This is a genomic window from Actinacidiphila sp. DG2A-62, assembly GCF_035825295.1.
Taxonomy (GTDB): domain Bacteria; phylum Actinomycetota; class Actinomycetes; order Streptomycetales; family Streptomycetaceae; genus Actinacidiphila.
The window spans coordinates 3,584,641-3,603,995 of sequence record NZ_JAYMGI010000002.1 but is presented as its reverse complement, the minus strand read 5'-3'; the positions used below and the strand labels follow the sequence as shown (position 1 = coordinate 3,603,995).

Below are 19,355 nucleotides of genomic sequence, written 5' to 3'. Positions count from 1 at the left end.
TGGACTCCTTGAAGTCAGGGCTACGGGCAGGGGTGGTAGTGGCGCTACCGCGGAACTCCCGCTTCACGCGCGACGGTGACCAAGCGGCTGAGGCGACGAAGGACGTCGGCGGTGCTGGCGGCGCGGATCAGGCGGTTCACGTCGGCTGTGGTGAGGAGGCAGAGGTCGTCCGGTCGGCGGCGGTCCAGCCAGAGGACGAGGCGCCAAGCGGCGATCGGGCCGTTGACCGGTAACCGGCTCATGGAGTCGAGATGCAGCGGCCTGTCTGCGTAGATCAGGTCGCGGATCAGGTGGAAGGCGGCGTCCGCGGTGTCCGACACGGCGGGGCCGCGCGCGGCTGCCTCCCAGTCGACGACGTGGACGGCGCTGCCGTCGTCCACGAAGTGCTCAGGCTTGATGTCGCCGTGCAGGTAGGCAATCGGTTCGCCGTTCAGGGAAGTCAGGGCGTTCGACAGCCGATGCCACCACGGCCGTTGCGCACACCGTGCGGAGAGTTGGGCGAGAAGCGCGTGGCTGTTGGTCGGGAAGCTGCTGCCGCTCGGCAGCCACCCGGGCCCGGGGTTGATCGGTGCGGGACGCCGCTGGAGGGCTTCCGTCAGCGTGAGGGTTCGCTGGACGAAGGCGCCTACCGGGTCGTCGGGGGGCGCCGTGGACCCGGCCGTGCCGACGGCGTCGAGCAACAGCCAGCAGCACCCGTCTTCGTCACCGCTGTCCCGTACCGCCGGCGCGGGCAGGCCCCAGCCGCGGGCCAGGGCGAGCGCCTGGGCCTCCCGGGTGCGCCGCTCGGCAGGCGCGATGCCTCGGTAGACCTTCAGCACGGCCTTGTCGCCGCACGCGCGCCACATCGCGGACAGGGGCTTGTCGTGAAGGGGCACGAGAGGCCCGAAGCGGTGGCGCAACGCTTCGCCGACGGTCGCCGTCACGCCAACCGCCCGGCGCAGGCGAGAAGTTCGGCGTCGACAGTCGCCGGCCCTTTAGGGACATCGTCGTCAGCCACGAGGAAGAAGACGGTCTTACCGAGGTCCCGCGGAACCCAGCCCCAGTCATGGGACAAGCACTCGACCAGAGCGAGACCCCTGCCGCCGGTGGCGTCGGGCAGCGCGGCGGACAGCACGGGCGGTCGCGGGGAACGGTCGGTGACCTCGATTTGAAGGAACCGGCCCGTCCATCGCGTACGCACCCAGCACTCGTCACCCGCGTGCGTGAGGGCGTTGGTGATCACTTCGCTCGCACACAACTCGACGTCGGACAGCGCCGAGTCCGAGAGGGGGACGCTCCAGCGCTGCGCAGTCCGGACGATTCTCTGCCGGGCTTCGCCGATGGCATCGGTGTCGGCCTGGACGTGGAACTCGTCCGGGGCCGGGAGCTGCTGGTGGTTCATGGGGAGCCTCTCCTCAGCCTGCGGGTGGGAGGTGACGGCCGATGCCTGACGGGGGAGGCAGGCACCGGCCGTCGGTCTGGTTGCCCTCTGTCACTGTCCCAGCACACCCGATAGCGTGCGGACCGCAGGAGCCCATCGAGCGGTCAACTCGGTCAACTTCGCTGCCGCATTGACCACCAGCCCTTTCGCGGCGGCATCATGGGATGGGCGAAGGCGCACAGCAACGCGGGGGTGGACCGCTGCATGAGCCGACGGCCCGAGGGACCTAACCTTCAGCTCGCGGCGTGCCTGGACGAATTGGGCTGGAGTCCCAAAGTCCTCGCACGGAAGATCAACCGGACGTTCGGCGACGGCACCGTCTCCGAGAGCGCGCCCTACCATTGGCGTGACCAGGGCGCACTTCCCCGGTCTCCGCTGCCGACCGCCGTGGCGCACGTGCTGTCACAGGAGCTGGGCCGGACGGTGACCGTCGAGTGGCTGTGGCAGGCGCGGTCGACGCCCTCGCCGGTCCTCGTGCCGGCCGACAGCGAGTTGGCGCGGCCATGGACCGCACGTGAGCTGGGAGGCATCGTGGAGGACTGGGTGGCCAGCGGCTTACGTGACCGCCGCCGCTTCCTCGCCGCTTCCGGTTCCGCGCTCCTCGCGCTCGTTTCGCAATACGTGGACGGTTCGGCCGGCCGGGGCGGGCTCACCGGTCGTGTCTCGCAGCCCACCGGCTCGGACCCGCTGATCGACCAGGTCGAGCAGAACCTTCCCCTGCTGCAACTCCTCGACGACGAGCACGGCGGTGCACGGCATCTGGCCTACGTGGGCGCGCAGTTCCGCGCCGTAGCGCTTCTGCTGCACGAAGGCGGACACTCGGCGTACGCCACCACCAGGCTCTTCCACGCGCTGGGCGAGGTAGGGCAGTTGGCCGGGTGGATGGCCTTCGACGCCGGAGACCACGGCTTGGCCCAGCGCTACCTCGTCACCGCCCTGCGCGCCGCGCACCAGGTCAACGACCGCCCGCTGGCCGCGCACATCCTCGCCGACCTTGCCTTCCAGGCCGCCGGCCGCGAACACCCGGCCGATGCCGTCACTTTGGGCGAGGCTGCTGCGCGGACGAGCGAAGGCGCGCCGAACGGCGTGCGTGCATCGGTCCTGTCCCGGCTCGCCTATGCCTATGCCACCGCCGGCCGCACAACCGACTTCGACCGTACCCGGGAGACCGCCCGCGAACTGGTCGAATCCTCCGCCCCGGACGGCTCCGAACCCCGCTGGATGTACTACCTGACCGGCAACCACCTGGACTGCCAAGCCGGTTACGCCCTCATCCACCTCGGTCGCGTGCGACACGGCGAAGGCGCCACCGCACAGGGCCGCCGGTTCGTCACCCGCGGAACGGCGCTGCTGGCCACCGGCGCGCACGAAGTCCCCCTCAACGACCCGAGCCAGCGGCGGGCCCTGTTCGAAGGAGCATGGCTCGCCCTCGGCTACACCAGCTCCGGCGAGACCGAGCTGGCCTGCCGGATCGCAGCAGCGGCCACCCAGCGGCTGGCCACCGTCCGCTCACCGCGCAGCACCGCGGTCCTCCAGCAACTCGCCGGGGATCTGCGGCGTCGGCAGCGCAACCCGCACGTGCGCAGCTTCCTCCCCGAACTTGAAAACCGCCTCGCCGAGCACCCGGCGGGTGCGATCGCTGGACGCTAGGGTCGCTCCCGTGGCTGCAACCGAGCAGGTGACCGTCATCGGGGCCGGTGTCTCCGGCCTCACCACTGCCGTCGTCCTCGCTGAGTCCGGACTGCGGGTGCGGGTGATCGCCGAGGACATCCCCGGGCGTACGTCGCTGGCCGCGGGGGCCATGTGGGGGCCGTACCTGGTCGAGCCCAAGGACAAGGTCGACGAGTGGAGCCGACACTCGCTGGAGGTCTTCCGCTCGCTCGCCGGCGATCCGACGACCGGCGTACGCATCGCCTCCGGCATCGAAGCCTCCCGCCACGCCGACGTGCCGCCGGAGTGGGCCACCACGCTGCCGGGCTTCCAGCCTTGTCCCGTGAGTGCACTCCCGCCCGGCTTCACCGCCGGCTACCGGTTCGAGGTCCCCCTGATCGACATGCCGGTCTACCTCGCCCACCTGCGGACCCGTCTCCTCGCGACAGGCGCGACCATCGAGCAGGGCACGGTCACCGACCTGGACGACCCCGTCCTCGGCCGCACCGTCGTCAACTGCACCGGCCTCGGCGCACGCACGCTCGCCGCCGATACCGGCCTCCGCCCCATCCGGGGCCAGCACGTCGTCGTCACCAACCCCGGCCTCACCGACTTCTTCTCCGAAGACACCGGCACCTCCCCCGACCTGCTGTGCATCTACCCCCACGGCAACACCGTCGTCCTCGGAGGCACCGCCATCGACGGCCAGGGCGACCTCAACCCCGACCCGGCCGCCGCCGACGCGATCCTCCACCGCTGCACCGCAGTCGAACCCCGCCTCGCACAAGCTCAGGTCCTGGCCCACCGCATCGGCACCCGCCCCACCCGGGCAACAGTCCGCGTCGAACCCGAACACCGCCCCAACGGCCGCCTGGTCATCCACAACTACGGCCACGGCGGCGCCGGCGTCACCCTCTCCTGGGGCTGCGCACGCCAGGTCGGCAGCAATTTGAACGCCAACATCGCGGACTGTTGACTAGCCACGACGTGTGGTAGCGCACCCTTGTGCGCCTTCCCGTACAGCCGTGAGACTCGGCTCCTGAAAGACACCTCACCGCTACCGATTTAGTCGAGGACGAGATACCGCCACCTCGATGGTGGAATATGGGTCGTCCGGGACTCAGTAGGGGGAAAGACGCGCGTGCATGCTCAGGAGACCACGTTCAACGAACTCGTCCAGGGCGAGAAGCAGTATCAAGTGCCGCTGTATCAGCGCACCTATAGCTGGCAGCGTGACGAGCTGCGGCAACTCTGGGACGATGTGCAGGAATTGGTCGAGGAGCAGTTGGAAGGACGACCTCCTGCGGCGCACTTCCTTGGCTCCGTGGTGCTGGCCCCCGGCCGGATCACTGCTGGCGGCATGCAGCGCTGGCTAGTCGTCGATGGTCAGCAGCGGCTCACCACCCTCATGCTCGCCTTTACCGCGCTGCGCGACCGCCACCGGGAACGCGGCGCGGAGCAGAAGGCCGAGCGCATCCACGATCTCGTACTCGTCAACAAGTACCGCAGCGGCGACGATCACTACCGCCTCCTACCGACGCAAGCCGACCGCGACGCCTTCACCGCCTGCGTCGAGAGCTCTCCCAGAGCCGGTGGCGCTGGCAATGTGGGCGCCGCCTACCGGTACTTCCTGGGTGCCCTCGCCGAGGGCGAGGAAAACGGCGGTGAGGTGTGGACGGACGCAGTGGAGACGGTGCTGAGCGGTCTGCTGTCGATCGTGGAGATCACCGCGTCGGAGGGCGACAACGTCTACCGGATCTTCGAGTCGATCAACAACACGGGTGTCGGACTCAGCCAGAGCGACCTGCTTCGCAACTACCTCTTCATGTGCCTGCCCACTCGGGGAGAGTCCGTCTACCAGAATCTTTGGCTCCCCATGCAGGAACGGCTGGGCCCCGCCAACCTCGAACTCCTCGTCTGGCTCGACCTGGTGGTAGCCGGCAACAGCAGGGCGAAGCAGAGCGAGATCTACCGGGACCAGAAGAATCGCCTCGAGTCTCTGAGCTCTAACGAAGCGGCTCTGGAGGGCGAGATCGCCTCCCTGGCCCGCCGGGCGGAACGTCTGATGCGGATCCTGGAACCCGAGAGGGAGCCTGACTTGGAGTTGCGTGAGGTGTTGGAGAGGCTCTCCCGGTGGGGCGGCCAGACTCACTACCCGCTGGCACTCCATCTGCTAGACCGCATGGACGACGGGCAGGCCACACCTCACCAGGCCGCCCGGGCACTGGCGTACGCCGAGAGCTACATGGTGCGGCGCCTGTTCACCGGACACTCCACCACGGGCAGCAACCGCGTGTTCATGGAAATGGTCAGGGAGATGGAGAAGGACGACGACCCGGCCGAGGCCGTAAGCCGCTTCCTGTCGAAGAGCAGGACGGGAGCCCGTGTCTGGCCCGACGACGACGCCGTTTGCGAGGCGATCCGCACCCGTCCCTTCTACAAGGCGGGCCGCAGCAACCAGCGGTTCCAGGTGCTGCGCAGGCTGGAGGAGAGCTACGGAGGCAGCGAACCGGTCGACTACGCCAAGGCGCACCTGACCGTCGAACACGTGCTGCCGCAGAATCCCGCCCACCAGTGGCTGGACCTGCTGGCAGAAGAGACCGAGGACGGACAGAGCGCCGAGGAACTCCATGCCCTGCTGGTCCACACGCTGGGCAACCTGACTCTCTCGGCTGACAACGCGAAGCTCTCGAACCATCCCTTCCGTCGCAAGCAGGAGATCCTGGACTTCAGCTCCTTGCGGATGAACCAGGAGATCGCAGGACGGGAGCGCTGGGGGAAGGCGGAGATCCTCGACCGCGCCGCCGCGCTGGCCGACCGGGCGGTACGGCTGTGGCCCGGCCCCGTCGCGGGCACGGTTCCGGCGGATGACGAGTGGTCCGGCTGGAAGGAGCTGCGGGCAGCGCTTCTCGCCATGCCGGCCGGGACGTGGACGACGTACGGCGATGTCGCGGCGCTGATCGGCACCCACGCCGTCCCGGTCGGCCAGCATCTGGCATCCAAGGTGGGCCTGCACGGCGCCTACCGGGTGCTGACGGCGGACGGCCGCGTCTCGGCCGGCTTCAGGTGGCCGGACGGCCAGGATCTCGGTGATGTGCGAACCCGTCTGGAGGCCGAGGGTGTCTCATTCGACGAGGCGGGCCGGGCCCGCCGATCGCACCGGCTGACCACCTCCGACCTGGCGGCCCTGCTGGGCAGGGATGTCGCCGATGAGGCCGAGTCGGCACTGCGGGCCGACGGCGATGAGCAGCAGTCGGCGGCCAGCCGGTTCGAAACGCAGCTGCGCGACAACCAGACCGAGGAGACGGTCGACGGCGTCCTGAGCGCCCTGCGCTTCTGGGAGCAGCAGGGCGGTCATCTCGCCTACGGCCGGGCGAGCGAAACCAGTTGCTTCCCCACAGTGCGTTTTGGTAATGCGCCCGCTTCCCGAGAGCTGTGGCCCTTGGCTCTCTACCCGGTTTCCGGCACCGTCGAGGTCGTCTTCCAGTATCTGAAGAGGCGTCCCCCTTTCGATGATGAGCCACTACGGCGCGAGTTGATGAACAGCCTGAACGGGATCGATGGCATCGACCTGGCCGAGGCGAAACTGGACCTGCGCCCGTCCTTTGCGGTGGAGGCCTTCGCAGCGCACAGCGAGGAGATCTGTGCGGTGCTGGAGTGGTTCGCGCATACGGTGGCCCTTGCGGAGGCACGCCGTATGGCGGACGAGGATCCCGGTACTCCTTGACGCCTTCCGTGCGCCTCCCTGCGGAGTGTGGGGGCGACGTCATCCTGCGTTCTCCACGCACGTCACGGATGGGACCGAAGCAATGGCGCGCGGGGCCTACGAGCACTACGGGTGTCGGTTGGCGACCGGCACCAGGAAGGGACTCGGCGTCCCGTGCCAGGACACCCGCAGCGCCTCACGTGCCCGTGTGCACGCCACGAACAGCAGGTTCAGCTCGCCGTTCAAGTCCTCCTGGTGCTGCTGGGCGTCGACCTCGACCGCGGTGACGGCCGACTTCATCGGCACGGTACCGTCGTTCACTCCGGCCACGACGACGCAGCGGAACTCCAGCCCCTTCATCCGGTGCATGGTGCCGATCCGGATACCGGGGCCACTATGTCCGGCGCCGAGCACGCACGCCGCGACTCCAGCCTGCTCCAGAGCCTGGGCGATGTCCCGCCCCAGCTGGACGAAGCGCACCGCCACCCCGATGTCCTCCGCCTGCACCCCTGCGTCGGTCCAGTCCCGCACCCGGGCCACCAGCGCCTCGATCTCCTCATGCTTCGTGGCGTACCCGGCCGTTTCCGGCCGCTTCCCGTGCATGGTCGAGCGGTATCCCGCCAGCGTCTCGTGCCCGCCGTCCATGTCGTCAGGCTCCTCGCCGGTCAGCAGTGAGGCCGACCAGGCCAAGATCTCATGGGTGGTGCGGTAGTTGATCCGCAGGCGGTGCGAGCGGCCGACGACCTGGACGCCGAGCGAGCGCAGCGACACCCGGTTTCCGTAGATGCGCTGGTAGGTATCCCCGGCGAGGAACAGATCGTCCTGGCCGGGGGGACCAAGGCCCGCAGAAACCGCCACTGCGCGGGGTGCAGGTCCTGTGCTTCGTCGATCACGACATGGCGGTACGGCCGGTTCCCCCGGCTGTCCAGGACCCGTGCCGCCTCTGCGCACACTTGAAGGAATGTCCACTCGCCGGCTTGGCGCAACTGCTCCTCGAAAGCGGAGACTGCACGCCACACCTGGAGGCGTTTCAGCGGTGGGAGCGCGGTGCCGCGGCCAGTGCGTGGCGCTTTCAGGTACTCCTCCGGTTCGGTCAGGGCCTGCGCCAGGACGATCTGACGCCACTCCTGGTCGAGGAAGACGTCCGTGAAGTCGATCCCCAGCTGCCGCGTGATACGCGTCCAGCGGGCGGTGATCTCCTTCTGGTCGAACACCAGCTTCAGCGGGGCGCCGCCGCGCTCCGCTCGTACGATCTCGTTGGCCAGAGCATCGACGTTGACCACCCGTATCCTCGCGCGGACCGCCTCCTCCTCGACCAGCAGCGTCAGACAGCGTTCCAGTTCGGCCGCGAGATCCCTGGTGAAGGTGGTGAGCAGGACGCATCCGTCAGCGGCGTCCTCGGGCAGCTGCCGGGCCAGGTGGTACGCCCGGTGCAGAGCGACCACTGTCTTTCCCGTGCCGGGCCCGCCGGTGACCCGGGCCGGGCCGGCGTAGCCCTCGTGGTACGCCACCCGGTACTGGCTCGGGTGTAGGAAGACTCGCCAGGCGTCGAACGGCCGCTCCAGGATTCCTTGCAGCTCGACGGGTCCCGACACGAGCGCGACCCGACCGCCGGAACGCACCATCGCAGTTCCCAGCTCATCACCGTCATCGGCTTCGGGAGTCCGCGTGGCGGCCCGGGCGTACACCTGCACCAGTTCCCGGTCGACCGCCTCGGGCTTCATACCGCTCGCGAGCCCCAGCAGAACGTCGTACTGATGCTCCGGCATCACCTTGTGCAATGCCTCCAGATGATCCTCGTCCGGAATCAGCCGGATGATGGGAAGTATTTCCTCGTCCACGCCGAGGTTGCGCAGTACCTTGTCCGGATACTCGGAAGTGGGGAACAGACGGGCCGGTTCGTCGGCGGCGAGCGCCCGCAAACCTGCGGTGGCGCGTTCCAGGGCCACGTCGTTTCGTATCTCGATGCCCTGCGTCACCTCGTTCACCGAGGCTCGGTGGTTGGCGGCCCAGTCGTTAGCCTTGTCATGGGGGAGCACCTTGAGCAGCAGATAGCTGTCGCCCGACTCTCCCTTGAGAACGACCCCGCGCCAGAATCCGGTGATGCGGATGGTCCGCAGCCGCGGGTCCTTCTGGTGAGTCAGCTTCTCCAGGTGCAGCCCGGCGTGCGTAGCTGCCGCGAACTTCTCGAACACCTCGAAGACGCGTTTCTGGACTGGTTTCTCCAACGCCGCGAACTCCAGCAGGAAGTCCCGGTGCATCCCCAGCGTCGCCATCCGCGCCCCTCCAGAAGACTACGATTACTTTACTGACCGGCTCCGACTCGCGAGACCGGTCCGTATGTGGCAGGGCAGCTGGATCGCCTCGATCGCCCTCCACGGCGCAGGTCAGTTGACACGGCGGTTGCCGGGTGGAACCTCGCTTCGGTGCATCCCCACGACGACGGAGCCCGGTCCGCTGGCGGACAGGCTCTCGCGGATCAGGCCGATGACGTAATCCCAGCTGGTGCCGCGCGTGCCGATCCATCCGTCCCTGAGTAGCGTGGTGAAGGTGGTGTTGTTCAGGTACCGAGGAACCGAGTGCTCGGTGATGCGTTTCCCGCCGGACGGTCCCTCGGCCTGGGGGCGTTGAAGCAGTTCTTGGAAGTGTTCTCGCGCGAGGTACATGCCGGGGATGAGGGCGGCGGAGTTCATCAGAAAAGGAGTGGTCCGGCTCAGTTTGACCATACTGGGCGTAGAGATCAGGCGCAGATCTCCCAACGTCGTCGGGCCTCCCCGGCCGCTTCGAGCCCTCTGATCTTCCACTCTGCACTCGTCGTCGACTGTCTCCATCCGCTTCAGCTCCCGCTCACCGGTCGTGTCGTGCCAGTACACCCAGCCGGGCCCGCTCTGGCGCATGCGCTTGTACTGGACCATCGCCACGCTGCGAGCGTGCTCGTTCACGTAGATCATGTCGACGCCCATGACGGTTTCGGCGTTCGTGCGGTTGGCGTTGTACACGAACAGCCGATGACTGGATTCGGAACTGCGGCGGTAGATCCGCCAGCCGACCTGCACGGCGTCCTCGCCTTCCATGCCGGGGAAGCGCAGGTAGTCGTGGACGATCTGCTGATCCTCGATCTGCCGAAGTGCGGGGAGCCCTTCGACGAAGGGGACGGACCGGGATCGGGGATCATCTCCGCCGAGTGGTTGTTGCCACGCTTCGAGCGGATCGCGGTCCGCGCCGAACGTCTCCATGAGGATCCCCACGGCATCCTTCTCAAAGCTCCGCTGCTCTCCCTCCTGACCTGTCGGAGGATGGGCCCCCAGGCTGTCCTCCAGGTCGTCCAGTGTCTCGTTCAGTTCCGGTCGAAGATGCCGGATGGCTGTGAGCAAGTTGTCGCCGGCCGCGGGAGACAAACGACCGTCGTCCTTGAGGAATCGGCGGCTGGCCCCCATCGCGCCCTCAAGGTCGACAATCGGCAGCGGAACCTGGAGAGCCGTGAAGTCGCGTGCGAGCAGGGCGCGTTCGTAGGTGCCTGACCGCCTGCCCGGGAAGACGCCACCCACCCCGATGATCCTGCGCTGCTCATAGCGCGTGTGACCGTCCGTGAAGAAGGCGAGACACCACACACGCGGCTTTCTCCAGTCCTTGTACGGGTACGCAAAGGTCCGCTCACCACGGGTCAGCCATGCCGGAGGCCTCTCAGGGAGCCGCTCCATCATCAGCGCGGTGCTGTGCACCAGAGCGACGGCGACCATCAACGACCTCCTGCTTTTCGTGAAAGGTGAAGGTTCATTGTTGGTCAGGTCGAGGCTGTCAGTACACAGTGGCCATCAATCGGTCACGTGATTGGCGATCATTCGATGGTGGCGGAACCTCAAGAAGCTCCTGGCCACCGAGCGAGCACCCCCCGACGCTGCAGCTCCCGTATGTGGTCCGCCATCCGTCCCGGCATGGGACCGCCACTCAGCAGGACGCCGGCCTCGATGTTGCGCTCGGCGCCGGCCGAAGTGAGGTTGGCGCTGGACAGGAAGAGGATACGGTCGTCAGCCACCGCCAGCTTCGCGTGCAACCGGCTGCCGGGAGCTGAGCGTTGACCCATCGCCCAGTGCCAGAGCCGCAGGCCCGGTACGCGGGAGAAGGCATCGGCTGGCTCACGCCCGGAGAGTAGCCCGCCCGCGCCTTCGATCGTCTCCACGACAATGTCCACTGTGACGCCCCGGGCCACGGCCTTGGCCAGTGCTGCGGTCAGCGGTGCGTACGAGCGGGCCGAGTAGGTCACGGCGACGAGCCGGTGCTGTGCGGCGCCGACCACCTCCGTCAGCACCTGCGCGGTGGAGCGTCCGGGTGTCCCAGGCGTGGACGGACCGCTCCAGACTGCACGGGCCTCGGTTTCCTCACGTCGCCGGGTCCAGGCCGCCACGTACCCCCGCAGATACGCCGCCGTCTCCGCCGAGGGGACGTCGTCTTCCGTCATCGACGCAAGCAACGCCGATACGGCTTCCAGCGCGGCCGGCACCTGGAGCCTGGCGAGGATGTACGCCGGGGAACGGCCCTGGGAGAGGAGCGTGGCCAGCGCCTTGGTCCGGGTGGGGCCGAGCGAGGCGGCGGCCGTCGCTGCCGCCGCCTCGAAGCGTCTGCGGCTCACCAGGCTGATCCGCTCACCCGAAGTTCGGGATGAGGGCCAGCGTTTTCGGGTCGCCTGCCAGGTGGGCGATGAACCGCCGGTCCAGGAACCGGTTGCCGCGCTCGCACGTCGTTTCGGACACGAACAGGCAGGAGTGGCAGGCGGCACCGTGCAGGAAATCCTCGGGCGCCTTGGGAAGACGCTCACCGCACAGCGGGTCCGAGGAGCACCGCCCCGCCTTGTACAGCGCCGTCCGTACGATCCTGGCCAGCCGGTTCTCTCCAGTACTCGGGTCCTCATCGGCGAGGGAGACTAGCCCGCCGAGCGTGCCCTCCGAGTCCGGGACGGCCGTGTAGATGAGAATGCCGGTCCGCCGTTCATCGGCGTCACCGCTGTAGATCCGCTCGGCCAGACTCGCAGAGTTGTATCCGCACTCCATCGCGATGGTGCGGATGAGTAGATGGGAGAGCGTGTGAAGGGCGATGTAGCGACTGCCCGGCCAGCCTTGCATCAGGTCGGAGCCGTCCTGGATCCGTTCCGACCTGCGGTGTTCACGGAACCGGCCGAAAGCCGCGGCGTGTGCGGCGAGGGCGTCGCTCGACGCGACGCGCTGCTCCCAGTGTTCGATCAGGTGATCGTCAACCCGCAGGAATAGTCCCTCGCCGCGCACCTCGCTGGCCGGCACCCAGCCACGTTCGCGCCGCCCCAGGTCGACGCGGGTGACCAGGCCGGGGTCCTCGGGATCTGGGGCGTCCAGCCGGGTGAATCCGATGAGCGCCCGCACCTCGCGTAGCCGCTCTACCTGCCGCACTTGGGAGAAGACGGTGGACAGCGGGCCACTGAGCGAGGCGTCCACGAGCGCGAAGTCCTCGGTCGAGTCGGCGGTCTTTGCCGCGGACAGCACCTGCCACTCGGGGGTCAGCAGGTCCGGAGGGCCCGGCGGCTGCTCGGTCTCGCCCTCATCACCCGACAGGGCCGCGCGGTAGGCGGAGATGGCTTGCCAGACCTGTGCGGGCTCGTAGTCGCGAAGGTAGCGGTGATGCTTCGACTTCTTGGCGAACATGGCGATCTCTGCCTCGCCCTCGAAGTCCGCCAGGTCCGGCCAGCGTTCCTCAACGAGCTTGCGCAGCGAGTCGGTCCCGGTATCGGGCAGTGCCAGTGCGCTGAGTGTCACGGGGAACCACTGGTTAGACGCGCCCACGACCAGCAGATACGGCGTCTCGTCGCAAGTGTCGTAGACACCGTCCCATTGCGGGTGCCGACCACGGCAGCGGGGCAGGTTATCGCGGCCTTTGTCGCCCATCGCGTCCCGGATGTTCCGCTTGGCCTTCTTGCACACGAGGCATTCCAGGGAAACATTGGCCGCAAGGTTGCCGCCGTTGTCGCGCATCCGCAGCGTCGGGTATGTCGTGTCAGGGCAGGCGCGACCCTCGTGCACGAACTCCGTGTACGGGAATTCGTCGAGGTGACCCTTGACACAGGCGAGCGCGAAGCGGGCGGCCACGGCGAGTGGTTTGCGGCCCTTCTTCTTCCGGTAGCAGTTCTCGTGGTAGAACCGCGCCTCGTCAGGGCGGCGAGCGTTGTTGTTCTCGAACCCCCACTTGCCCGAGCCTAGGGAGGCCAGCTCATTGCACGCCGTACAGCGCAACCACTGCGGGAACGGGGTCACGGGCACGCCGATCCGTGCCGCGTTCCCCTTTGGGTCTGTGTCGGTGCCAGGGATCCACGGTGCAGCGCGCAGTTCGCCCACCTGGTTCGGGCCGTAGCGTCGCAAGGCCCGATTAACGGCACCGCGAAGCCGGGGCTCCTCAATCACCGGATCGGGCACGCCGGCGTAACTCCAGTGGTCGAGGCCCTTGACCATGACGGAGAAGTTGGGCAGGTCGACGAGGGCGCCGACACCGCCGGTGAACATGAGGTGGCTCGGCCGTACCGCCCCCACCCGCCTGAAGTATCCGCCGCTCATGACCGCCCCCTGGCCGTGCCGTTGTCGTCGCTGTTTCCGTCCGGGTCCGGCACCTCGCCGAGTTCGTCGCCGCTCGCCGTATCCGGGCCGTCGCCGTTCTCGGAGGGTGGACCGAACTCCCAGGCGTTGCCGGCCGGGGCCGACAGCACCGTGTCGGCAGGCAACAGCATGTTGATCTCGTTCTCCGTCTCGCGCATCGACTGCGGGACGGTGAGCACGTCCCATCCACTGCCGTCCGCGTTGTGCAGCAGGCCAAGCACCGTCTGCTTATGCCGGGTCTGGCCCCGGTAGCCGAGCCGGCCCTGCTCGCCCTTCTTGGCTGCCCAGGCGTCACGCAGGGCGTCGATGCGCTCGGCGAGGTAGCCGCGCGCCCGGTCCCCGTCCACGGCCTCCGCGCGCGCCAGCAGTCGCCGCTCGACGTCCCGCACACGCTGGTCGTCGAGGTCCACTCCCTCCGCGTCCACGTTGTCGGAGAACTCGTCACTCGCCTGCCGCACGGCGGAGACATAGGTGGCGGTGGTGCCCCGATCGAGTGCCCGCCGCGTGAACGGAGTCACGGACAGTGCCTCGACCTGCCGGTAGAACGTCGCATGGTAGTGCTCGAAGTCCTCGAAGTGGGCGAGATCCCGGGGCCGCGCCCAGTTGTAGAGCGTGATCACGATGCCCGGACGCTTGGCCTGACGTCCGACACGGGAGGATGCCTGAATGTATTCGGCGGTGTTCTTCGGCTGCCCGGTGACCACCATCAGGCCGAATCGGGAGACGTCCACGCCTACCTGGAGCATCGACGTGGCCAGCACGTGGTCGACCGGCCTGCGGTGCAGCGGGGCGGGCAGGACCCGCGGCTCACGGGCCCTCCCAGCGTCTCGGAGCTCGTCGACGATTGCCTTCTTTCGCATTGACGTGTCGTGCTCCGGGTTGAACCCGATTTCCAGCCGCTTGAGGGTGGCGCTGATCTCCGCCGATGAAATACGGGAAGTCAACTCTTGAAGATTGAGCATGTCGGTGTCGCGCAGCAGCCGGTTGGCGATGCCTCGGCGGCTTCCGTTGGCACGCAGCCGGCTCGGCACGTCGTCATCCAGGACTCGCCGCATACCGGCGAGTTCCTTGGTCGCGTTGAAGTACCCGACCACCGTCATGTACGGATCGGCGGGAGCACCGTAGAGGTCGAACATGTGCTGCCCGGCGAGCAACAGGATCTCCGCGACACGGATCTCGGCGGCCTTCATACGCACCCCGTGCGCGCAGACGCCGTAATAACGCCGCCCGGGGTTGTCACGCGTGACGTCGACCTGCTGGGAAAAGAAGGTGTCGCCGACGTCGACCACCTGCGGCGGGAAGATCGCCAGGTCCCGGGCGAACACTCCGAGCACCTGGGCACGGGCGTTGCGGGTGGTGGCCGTCGACGCGACGATCTTCGGCCCAGTGTCCCGGAGCTGCCCCTGGGAGTCCTTCGCTCGCCAGGTGCACAGCTGGTCGACGGCCGACTCGAAGAGTCCCACCGTCGTGCCCAGCGCCCCGGAGATCAGGTGCAGCTCGTCCTGGATGATGAGGTCCGGCGGTCGCAGCCGCCGCGGCATCGGCCGACTGGTCACAGCCTTGTGCCGATCCTTGGCGTTGTGCCGGGACCCGCAGCCGATCTCCTCGTCGAGGTCGTCGTGGCGGTAGCCATGCCGATCGCAGTAGGCACTCACGCGCCCGAACAACATTCCCGCGTAGCCGCGCCACGGGAGCTGGGCAAGCTTGTCCACGGTCGCGATCAGCAGGCTCGGCACCAGCCGGTAGATCTCCTCGTCGACTGTGAGGATCGGCAGCCCTTCACCCCGCGCTCGCATCCGGGAGAACGGGCAGGGCTCCGCGTCCTCCCCACGCGGGCAGTACACGATGACTCGCCGCCGTACATCGTCCGGTGCCACATCACGCCACGCGCGCAGTTCCTCGCCGCACCACGGGCAGGACAGCACCTGGAGGACATTCGCATGGCGCCCCGAGGCGGACTCGTTGGCTTCGGCGATCTGCTGCGCCGCGTCCCCGTACCAGTTCGGTGAGACACCGGCACCAACCCATAGCCCGATACGGAACGGCCTGCGGCCCCAGACCTCCTCGTCCTCCCTGCGGAGCACCTCCGTCGCACACACCAGAGCGGAGGCTCGCTGGAACTGCTGGGCCGTCAACAGCCGTAGCGTGTACCGCATCAGCACGGCGACGCCGTCCCGTCCTTCGCGGGCGTCCTCGCCCTCCCCGACGACCTTCTGCAAGCGCCGAATGGCGAACGTATAGGCCGTGAGACCGAGGTACGCCTCCGTCTTGCCGCCACCGGTCGGGAAGAACAGCAGGTCTACGGTGGCGGTGCTGTCGGCTCTGCACTCCTTGTGCGCGGGGTCGGTAAGGGAGCACAGGTTGAGCAGCACGAACGCCAGCTGGAAGGGGTACCAGCTCGCGGCCACGGCGCCGCGTCCGTCGACCTCGGCGTAGGCCGCAGTGTACGTGGGCGGCTCGTCACCGCCCTCGGCCCGCAGCGCGGCCGTCGCCGTGGCTCGACGCTGCATGGCCATGGCCCGGTTGGCGAAACGGAAGGCCCGCAGCGCGTCGCGGTCGGTGTGCAGCAGCTCGATGCCGAGGGCGATCCGGCTGCACGCGTCGCGGGCCTCGTCGACCGCCCGCAGCGCAGTGGTCCGCAACTCGCCCGACAATGTCTCCGCCTTGGCGGCCTGCTGTTGCAACCATCCATCGTATCCGTCAGCCAGTGGCTGCAGGGCCTTCAGTAGCTCGTCCCGCCGCTCCCAGACCGCGAGTTCGGCGAGCTTGTCCATGCTTACTTCAAGACCGGCCAGCAACGGCTGCCGCGCTGTGTTCGGCGCGACTGTGGCCGGTACGTCCTTCACCGGCAGCCAGGTCGTCTCCAGCTTGACGGCCCGGCGTCCCTGCGGCAGGACTCTGGCGTGCACGGCGACATTCCGTCCGTGAGCGTACTTCAACTCCTGCCGGTACAGCAGCCGCAGATGCTTGTCCTCAGGGCTCTCCAGGATGCGGTTGGGCTCATCGGACAGCGGATCGTCGATCGGCAGGAACACGCTGGACCGCCCGTCGAAGGAGGTGACTTCCAGCTTCGTCTGGAACAGCCACTGCCCGTCCCGCAGTTCACGGGACTCCTCCAGCGCATTGATCAGCGACACGTCCACGAAGCGCAGGTTGTCCGCGCCGTCGACCGTGCCAGGGCGCTCCCGCACGTGCACGTCGAGCCGGATACAGGGAAGGTCCGGGTCGGTGTCGTCTACGCCCTCCAGAACCCTGCGGACGGTGCCCGACGAGTCGACGGGAATGTCCACCTCGTACCGGACGGGCTCCCGCGACCACGTGCGCACCGTCCGGCCGTCGTCTGCCTTGCTGTCGCTCTGCCGGTACCGGCCCCAGGAAGCGACGACGCTGAGCATGCCCACATCGGCCGGCACCAGGAAACTCAGCCCCATCGACGACGCCCACAGTCGCCCGGCGGCCTGCGGCGTGAGCCGGTCCGCGAGCTCCGGGTCCCGCCCGTCCCCCTCAGCGCTGACGTCGATCTCGGCCTGGCCCGCCGCGACCTTCACGGGCGCGTCGGTCGGCGCGGGCCGGGGTCCGAGAAGCCCGACGAGGTAGCGGTCACGGGGTCCCGCGCTGTGCGGCGCGAGTGCCTCGGTCTCGCCCGCCCACGGGCCGAGCAGGTCGCGTGTGATCAGATCGCCCAGTTCCTCCCGGACGTCGTAGGACGTCCCGGTCCGGAAGGTCTGGGGGACCTCGTCCACGGGGTGGCGAACGCCGGGCTGCGGAGCGGAGGCGTTCTGTGGTGACGACGGCATGCGCGTATCCCTCCCTGGGCGCGAACCAGCACCCACGCTCAACGATAGGGGGGGCCACTGACATAGGTGGGTCGCGCGGTGAGCCGTACCCGGCAGTGTTCGGTCGGCAATAGCTGCTCGAAGACCGTGCCGGCTTCTTGGATCCGCCGAGTTACCACGAACCTCGGAGAGGAGACACTTCTTCAGGCTCGGGCTTCCTGGCGGCACGACGGGCACCGGTGCGAGGTTGCTCTCTGTTCCATTGGCCGTGACGCCTCGGGATCAGCTCCCGGAAGATCAAGCACAACCACGTGTACGCGGTCGTCTGCGACGGCCGCGTACCCAGCTGTAGTCGCTGGAGATGCGTGGCGCATCAGGCGTTGCGTCATGAGCAGGTCCCTGCCGGAAGAGCGATACACCATCGTGCCGTATCGGTGTCTGAGCTGGTGGTAGCGCATACGGATGCCGATCTTCGCAGCGATACCGGCGACAGTTCGCGAGACCGATTCGGCACGTGTTCCTTCCCAGAATCTGCCGCTCCCAGTGAGGTCGAGTGCCTTCATGACAACCGGTGGCACAGGGATGGTGTCTGTACGTCCACCCTTTCCTGTGACGCGGAGTATCACTGTGCCGTCATCGAGAGTGGACAGATCCTCCCTGGCAAGCTTGGCCGTTTCGTGCGCGCGGAGGCCGCAGAAGGCGCCCAGCAGGACCCAGGTTCTGTGCGCTCCACGTGTGGCTGCGGTGAGCTGCTTGAGTTCATCTTCCGCAAGCGGATGCGGTGTTGACCTGGGCGCTGCGGGCTTGCGTATGCCCTCGACGAGGTCTACTCCCAGCCACTTCCCGAATGCCTGCAGATGGTTCAGGTAGGTCCTGCGCGACCACGGGCGCAGGGGGCGTGCGGCGAAGTACGCGATGACATGCTCGACCTTGAGCTGGCCTGCGGTCACGCCGGCGGAGCGGGCTATGGCCTTGATGCAACGTACTCGGGCTCCAATGGTGTTGGCCGAGTAGCCGTCCGCTCGCTGAGCCTCAGTGAACTTGTCGAGTGTCATGAGGGATGTCATGTGCCCGGCCTCGGGGCCCCTACCGTGGCGCGATAAGTTTGGCGTGATCTGTCCCTAAAACGTCCTGACCTGCGCCCTTGGCAACCGGCAATCGTCTGGTAGCCAACAAGGGCAAGTCGTTCCAGGGGTCCAACGTGCTGGGGAAGGGGTTCATCCTCACCCCCGAACAGGCAGACGACCTGATCCAGCGCGACCCCCGCAACAAGGACGTCCTGTTCCCCTACCTCAACGGCGAGGACCTCAACTCCCGCCCGGACTGCTCCGCCAGCCGCTGGGTGATCAACTTCCACGACTGGAGCGAGGAGCGTGCCCGCAGCTACCCCGACGTCTTCGCCATCGTCGAACGGGACGTAAAGCCCGAACGACTCAAGAACAATCGGAAGGTATATCGGGACTATTGGTGGCAATATGCAGAAAAGCGCCCAGCTATGATCAAATCCATCAAAGGGCTTGACTGTGTCCTGGTGGTAGCACTCGTCAGTCGCACGGTCATGCCAGCTCGCGTACCTAGCCAGCAAGTCCTCTCTCACAAGTTGGGAGTCTTCGCTACGGCCGAGGATGGCGACCTGACCCTACTGTCGAGTTCATTCCACTCGATTTGGGCATGGCGCAATTCGTCAACAATGAAGGCAGATCTAAACTACTCGCCGTCCGACGTGTACGAGACGTTGCCCTGGCCCGAGAGCATCGTCGAATTGACCACTGCGGGACAGGCTCTCGAAAATGTGCGCAGGCCGATTATGGAAAATCGACAACTCGGCCTCACGAAACTCTATAATCTGATCCACGATGAAACCGTCACCGATAGTGGAGTTTTGGAACTGAGAAACCTCCACAGAGAAATTGATCAAGAAGTTGCAGGTGCCTATGGATGGGATGATCTCAACCTCAATCACGGATTCCACCCGACGCGGCAAGGAATCCGTTACACCGTAGATCCAGTTATGCAAATTGAGATCCTAGACCGCTTGCTCGAACTCAATCACGACCAACGCAGCCTCGAACTTGGTAATATCACTTCGAATGTGGAGGATAGGGGGAAGCTGGAGAGCCGAAACAAAGGTTCCGCGAGATCTTCAGATATTCTCACCCCTGTCGACAATTTTCTCTTTTAGGAGAAGT

The 19,355-nt window shown here is 67.2% G+C and carries 13 protein-coding genes; 4 read left to right on the top strand and 9 right to left on the bottom strand.

Annotated features, from left to right (window positions below):
• Positions 1-44: 44 nt before the first annotated feature.
• Together VSR01_RS15705 and VSR01_RS15700 are read right to left on the bottom strand one after the other, a co-directional pair.
• Positions 45-923 carry a phosphotransferase gene (locus VSR01_RS15705; protein ID WP_326449829.1) on the bottom strand — a complete coding sequence of 293 codons (879 nt, stop codon included), beginning with the start codon at positions 921-923 and terminating at the stop codon, positions 45-47.
• Positions 920-1,381 (bottom strand): ATP-binding protein, encoded by a 462-nt coding sequence (locus VSR01_RS15700; RefSeq protein WP_326449828.1) that lies wholly within the window; start codon positions 1,379-1,381, stop codon positions 920-922. Before VSR01_RS15700 ends, VSR01_RS15705 begins: the two co-directional genes overlap by 4 nt.
• Positions 1,382-1,624: 243 nt before the next feature.
• On the opposite strand from VSR01_RS15700, the gene VSR01_RS15695 reads away from it, so the two are divergent.
• The 3 genes from VSR01_RS15695 to VSR01_RS15685 all read left to right on the top strand — a co-directional run bounded on the left by VSR01_RS15695 (position 1,625) and on the right by VSR01_RS15685 (position 6,797).
• Positions 1,625-3,070, top strand: a complete 1,446-nt coding sequence (locus VSR01_RS15695) for a carph-isopro domain-containing protein (protein ID WP_326449827.1) — start codon at positions 1,625-1,627, stop codon at positions 3,068-3,070.
• A gap of 10 nt (positions 3,071-3,080) precedes the next feature.
• Entirely contained in the window at positions 3,081-4,046 is a 966-nt protein-coding gene (locus VSR01_RS15690; protein WP_326449826.1) for an FAD-dependent oxidoreductase, read from the top strand.
• Positions 4,047-4,211: 165 nt separating this feature from the next.
• Positions 4,212-6,797 (top strand): GmrSD restriction endonuclease domain-containing protein, encoded by a 2,586-nt coding sequence (locus tag VSR01_RS15685; RefSeq protein ID WP_326449825.1) that lies wholly within the window; start codon positions 4,212-4,214, stop codon positions 6,795-6,797.
• 105 nt (positions 6,798-6,902) lie between these two features.
• On the opposite strand, the gene VSR01_RS15680 is transcribed toward VSR01_RS15685, so the two are convergent.
• The 7 genes from VSR01_RS15680 to VSR01_RS15650 all read right to left on the bottom strand — a co-directional run bounded on the left by VSR01_RS15680 (position 6,903) and on the right by VSR01_RS15650 (position 18,221).
• Positions 6,903-7,547: a 3'-5' exonuclease gene (locus tag VSR01_RS15680; protein ID WP_326449824.1), complete on the bottom strand. Its 645-nt coding sequence runs from the start codon at positions 7,545-7,547 to the stop codon at positions 6,903-6,905.
• The gene (locus VSR01_RS15675) at positions 7,442-9,052 is read right to left on the bottom strand and encodes a UvrD-helicase domain-containing protein (RefSeq protein ID WP_326449823.1); all 1,611 of its coding nucleotides are present in this window, start codon (positions 9,050-9,052) and stop codon (positions 7,442-7,444) included. The genes VSR01_RS15680 and VSR01_RS15675 overlap by 106 nt, the downstream gene beginning before the upstream one ends.
• A 111-nt stretch (positions 9,053-9,163) precedes the next feature.
• A complete protein-coding gene (locus tag VSR01_RS15670) occupies positions 9,164-10,516 on the bottom strand; it encodes a hypothetical protein (RefSeq protein WP_326449822.1) in 1,353 nt (450 codons plus the stop codon).
• 119 nt (positions 10,517-10,635) lie between these two features.
• Positions 10,636-11,406, bottom strand: coding sequence for a DISARM system phospholipase D-like protein DrmC (gene drmC, locus VSR01_RS15665; RefSeq protein WP_326449821.1), 771 nt, complete (start codon positions 11,404-11,406; stop codon positions 10,636-10,638).
• Positions 11,407-11,419: 13 nt separating this feature from the next.
• Positions 11,420-13,351, bottom strand: coding sequence for a DUF1998 domain-containing protein (locus VSR01_RS15660; protein WP_326449820.1), 1,932 nt, complete (start codon positions 13,349-13,351; stop codon positions 11,420-11,422).
• Positions 13,348-17,133 carry a DISARM system helicase DrmA gene (gene drmA / locus VSR01_RS15655; RefSeq protein ID WP_326449819.1) on the bottom strand — a complete coding sequence of 1,262 codons (3,786 nt, stop codon included), beginning with the start codon at positions 17,131-17,133 and terminating at the stop codon, positions 13,348-13,350. The genes VSR01_RS15660 and drmA overlap by 4 nt, the downstream gene beginning before the upstream one ends.
• 236 nt (positions 17,134-17,369) lie before the next feature.
• A complete protein-coding gene (locus VSR01_RS15650) occupies positions 17,370-18,221 on the bottom strand; it encodes a tyrosine-type recombinase/integrase (protein WP_326449818.1) in 852 nt (283 codons plus the stop codon).
• A gap of 89 nt (positions 18,222-18,310) precedes the next feature.
• Between VSR01_RS15650 and VSR01_RS15645 the strand changes: the two genes are divergently transcribed.
• Positions 18,311-19,348, top strand: a complete 1,038-nt coding sequence (locus VSR01_RS15645; protein ID WP_326449817.1) for a type IIL restriction-modification enzyme MmeI — start codon at positions 18,311-18,313, stop codon at positions 19,346-19,348.
• Positions 19,349-19,355 lie beyond the last annotated feature (7 nt).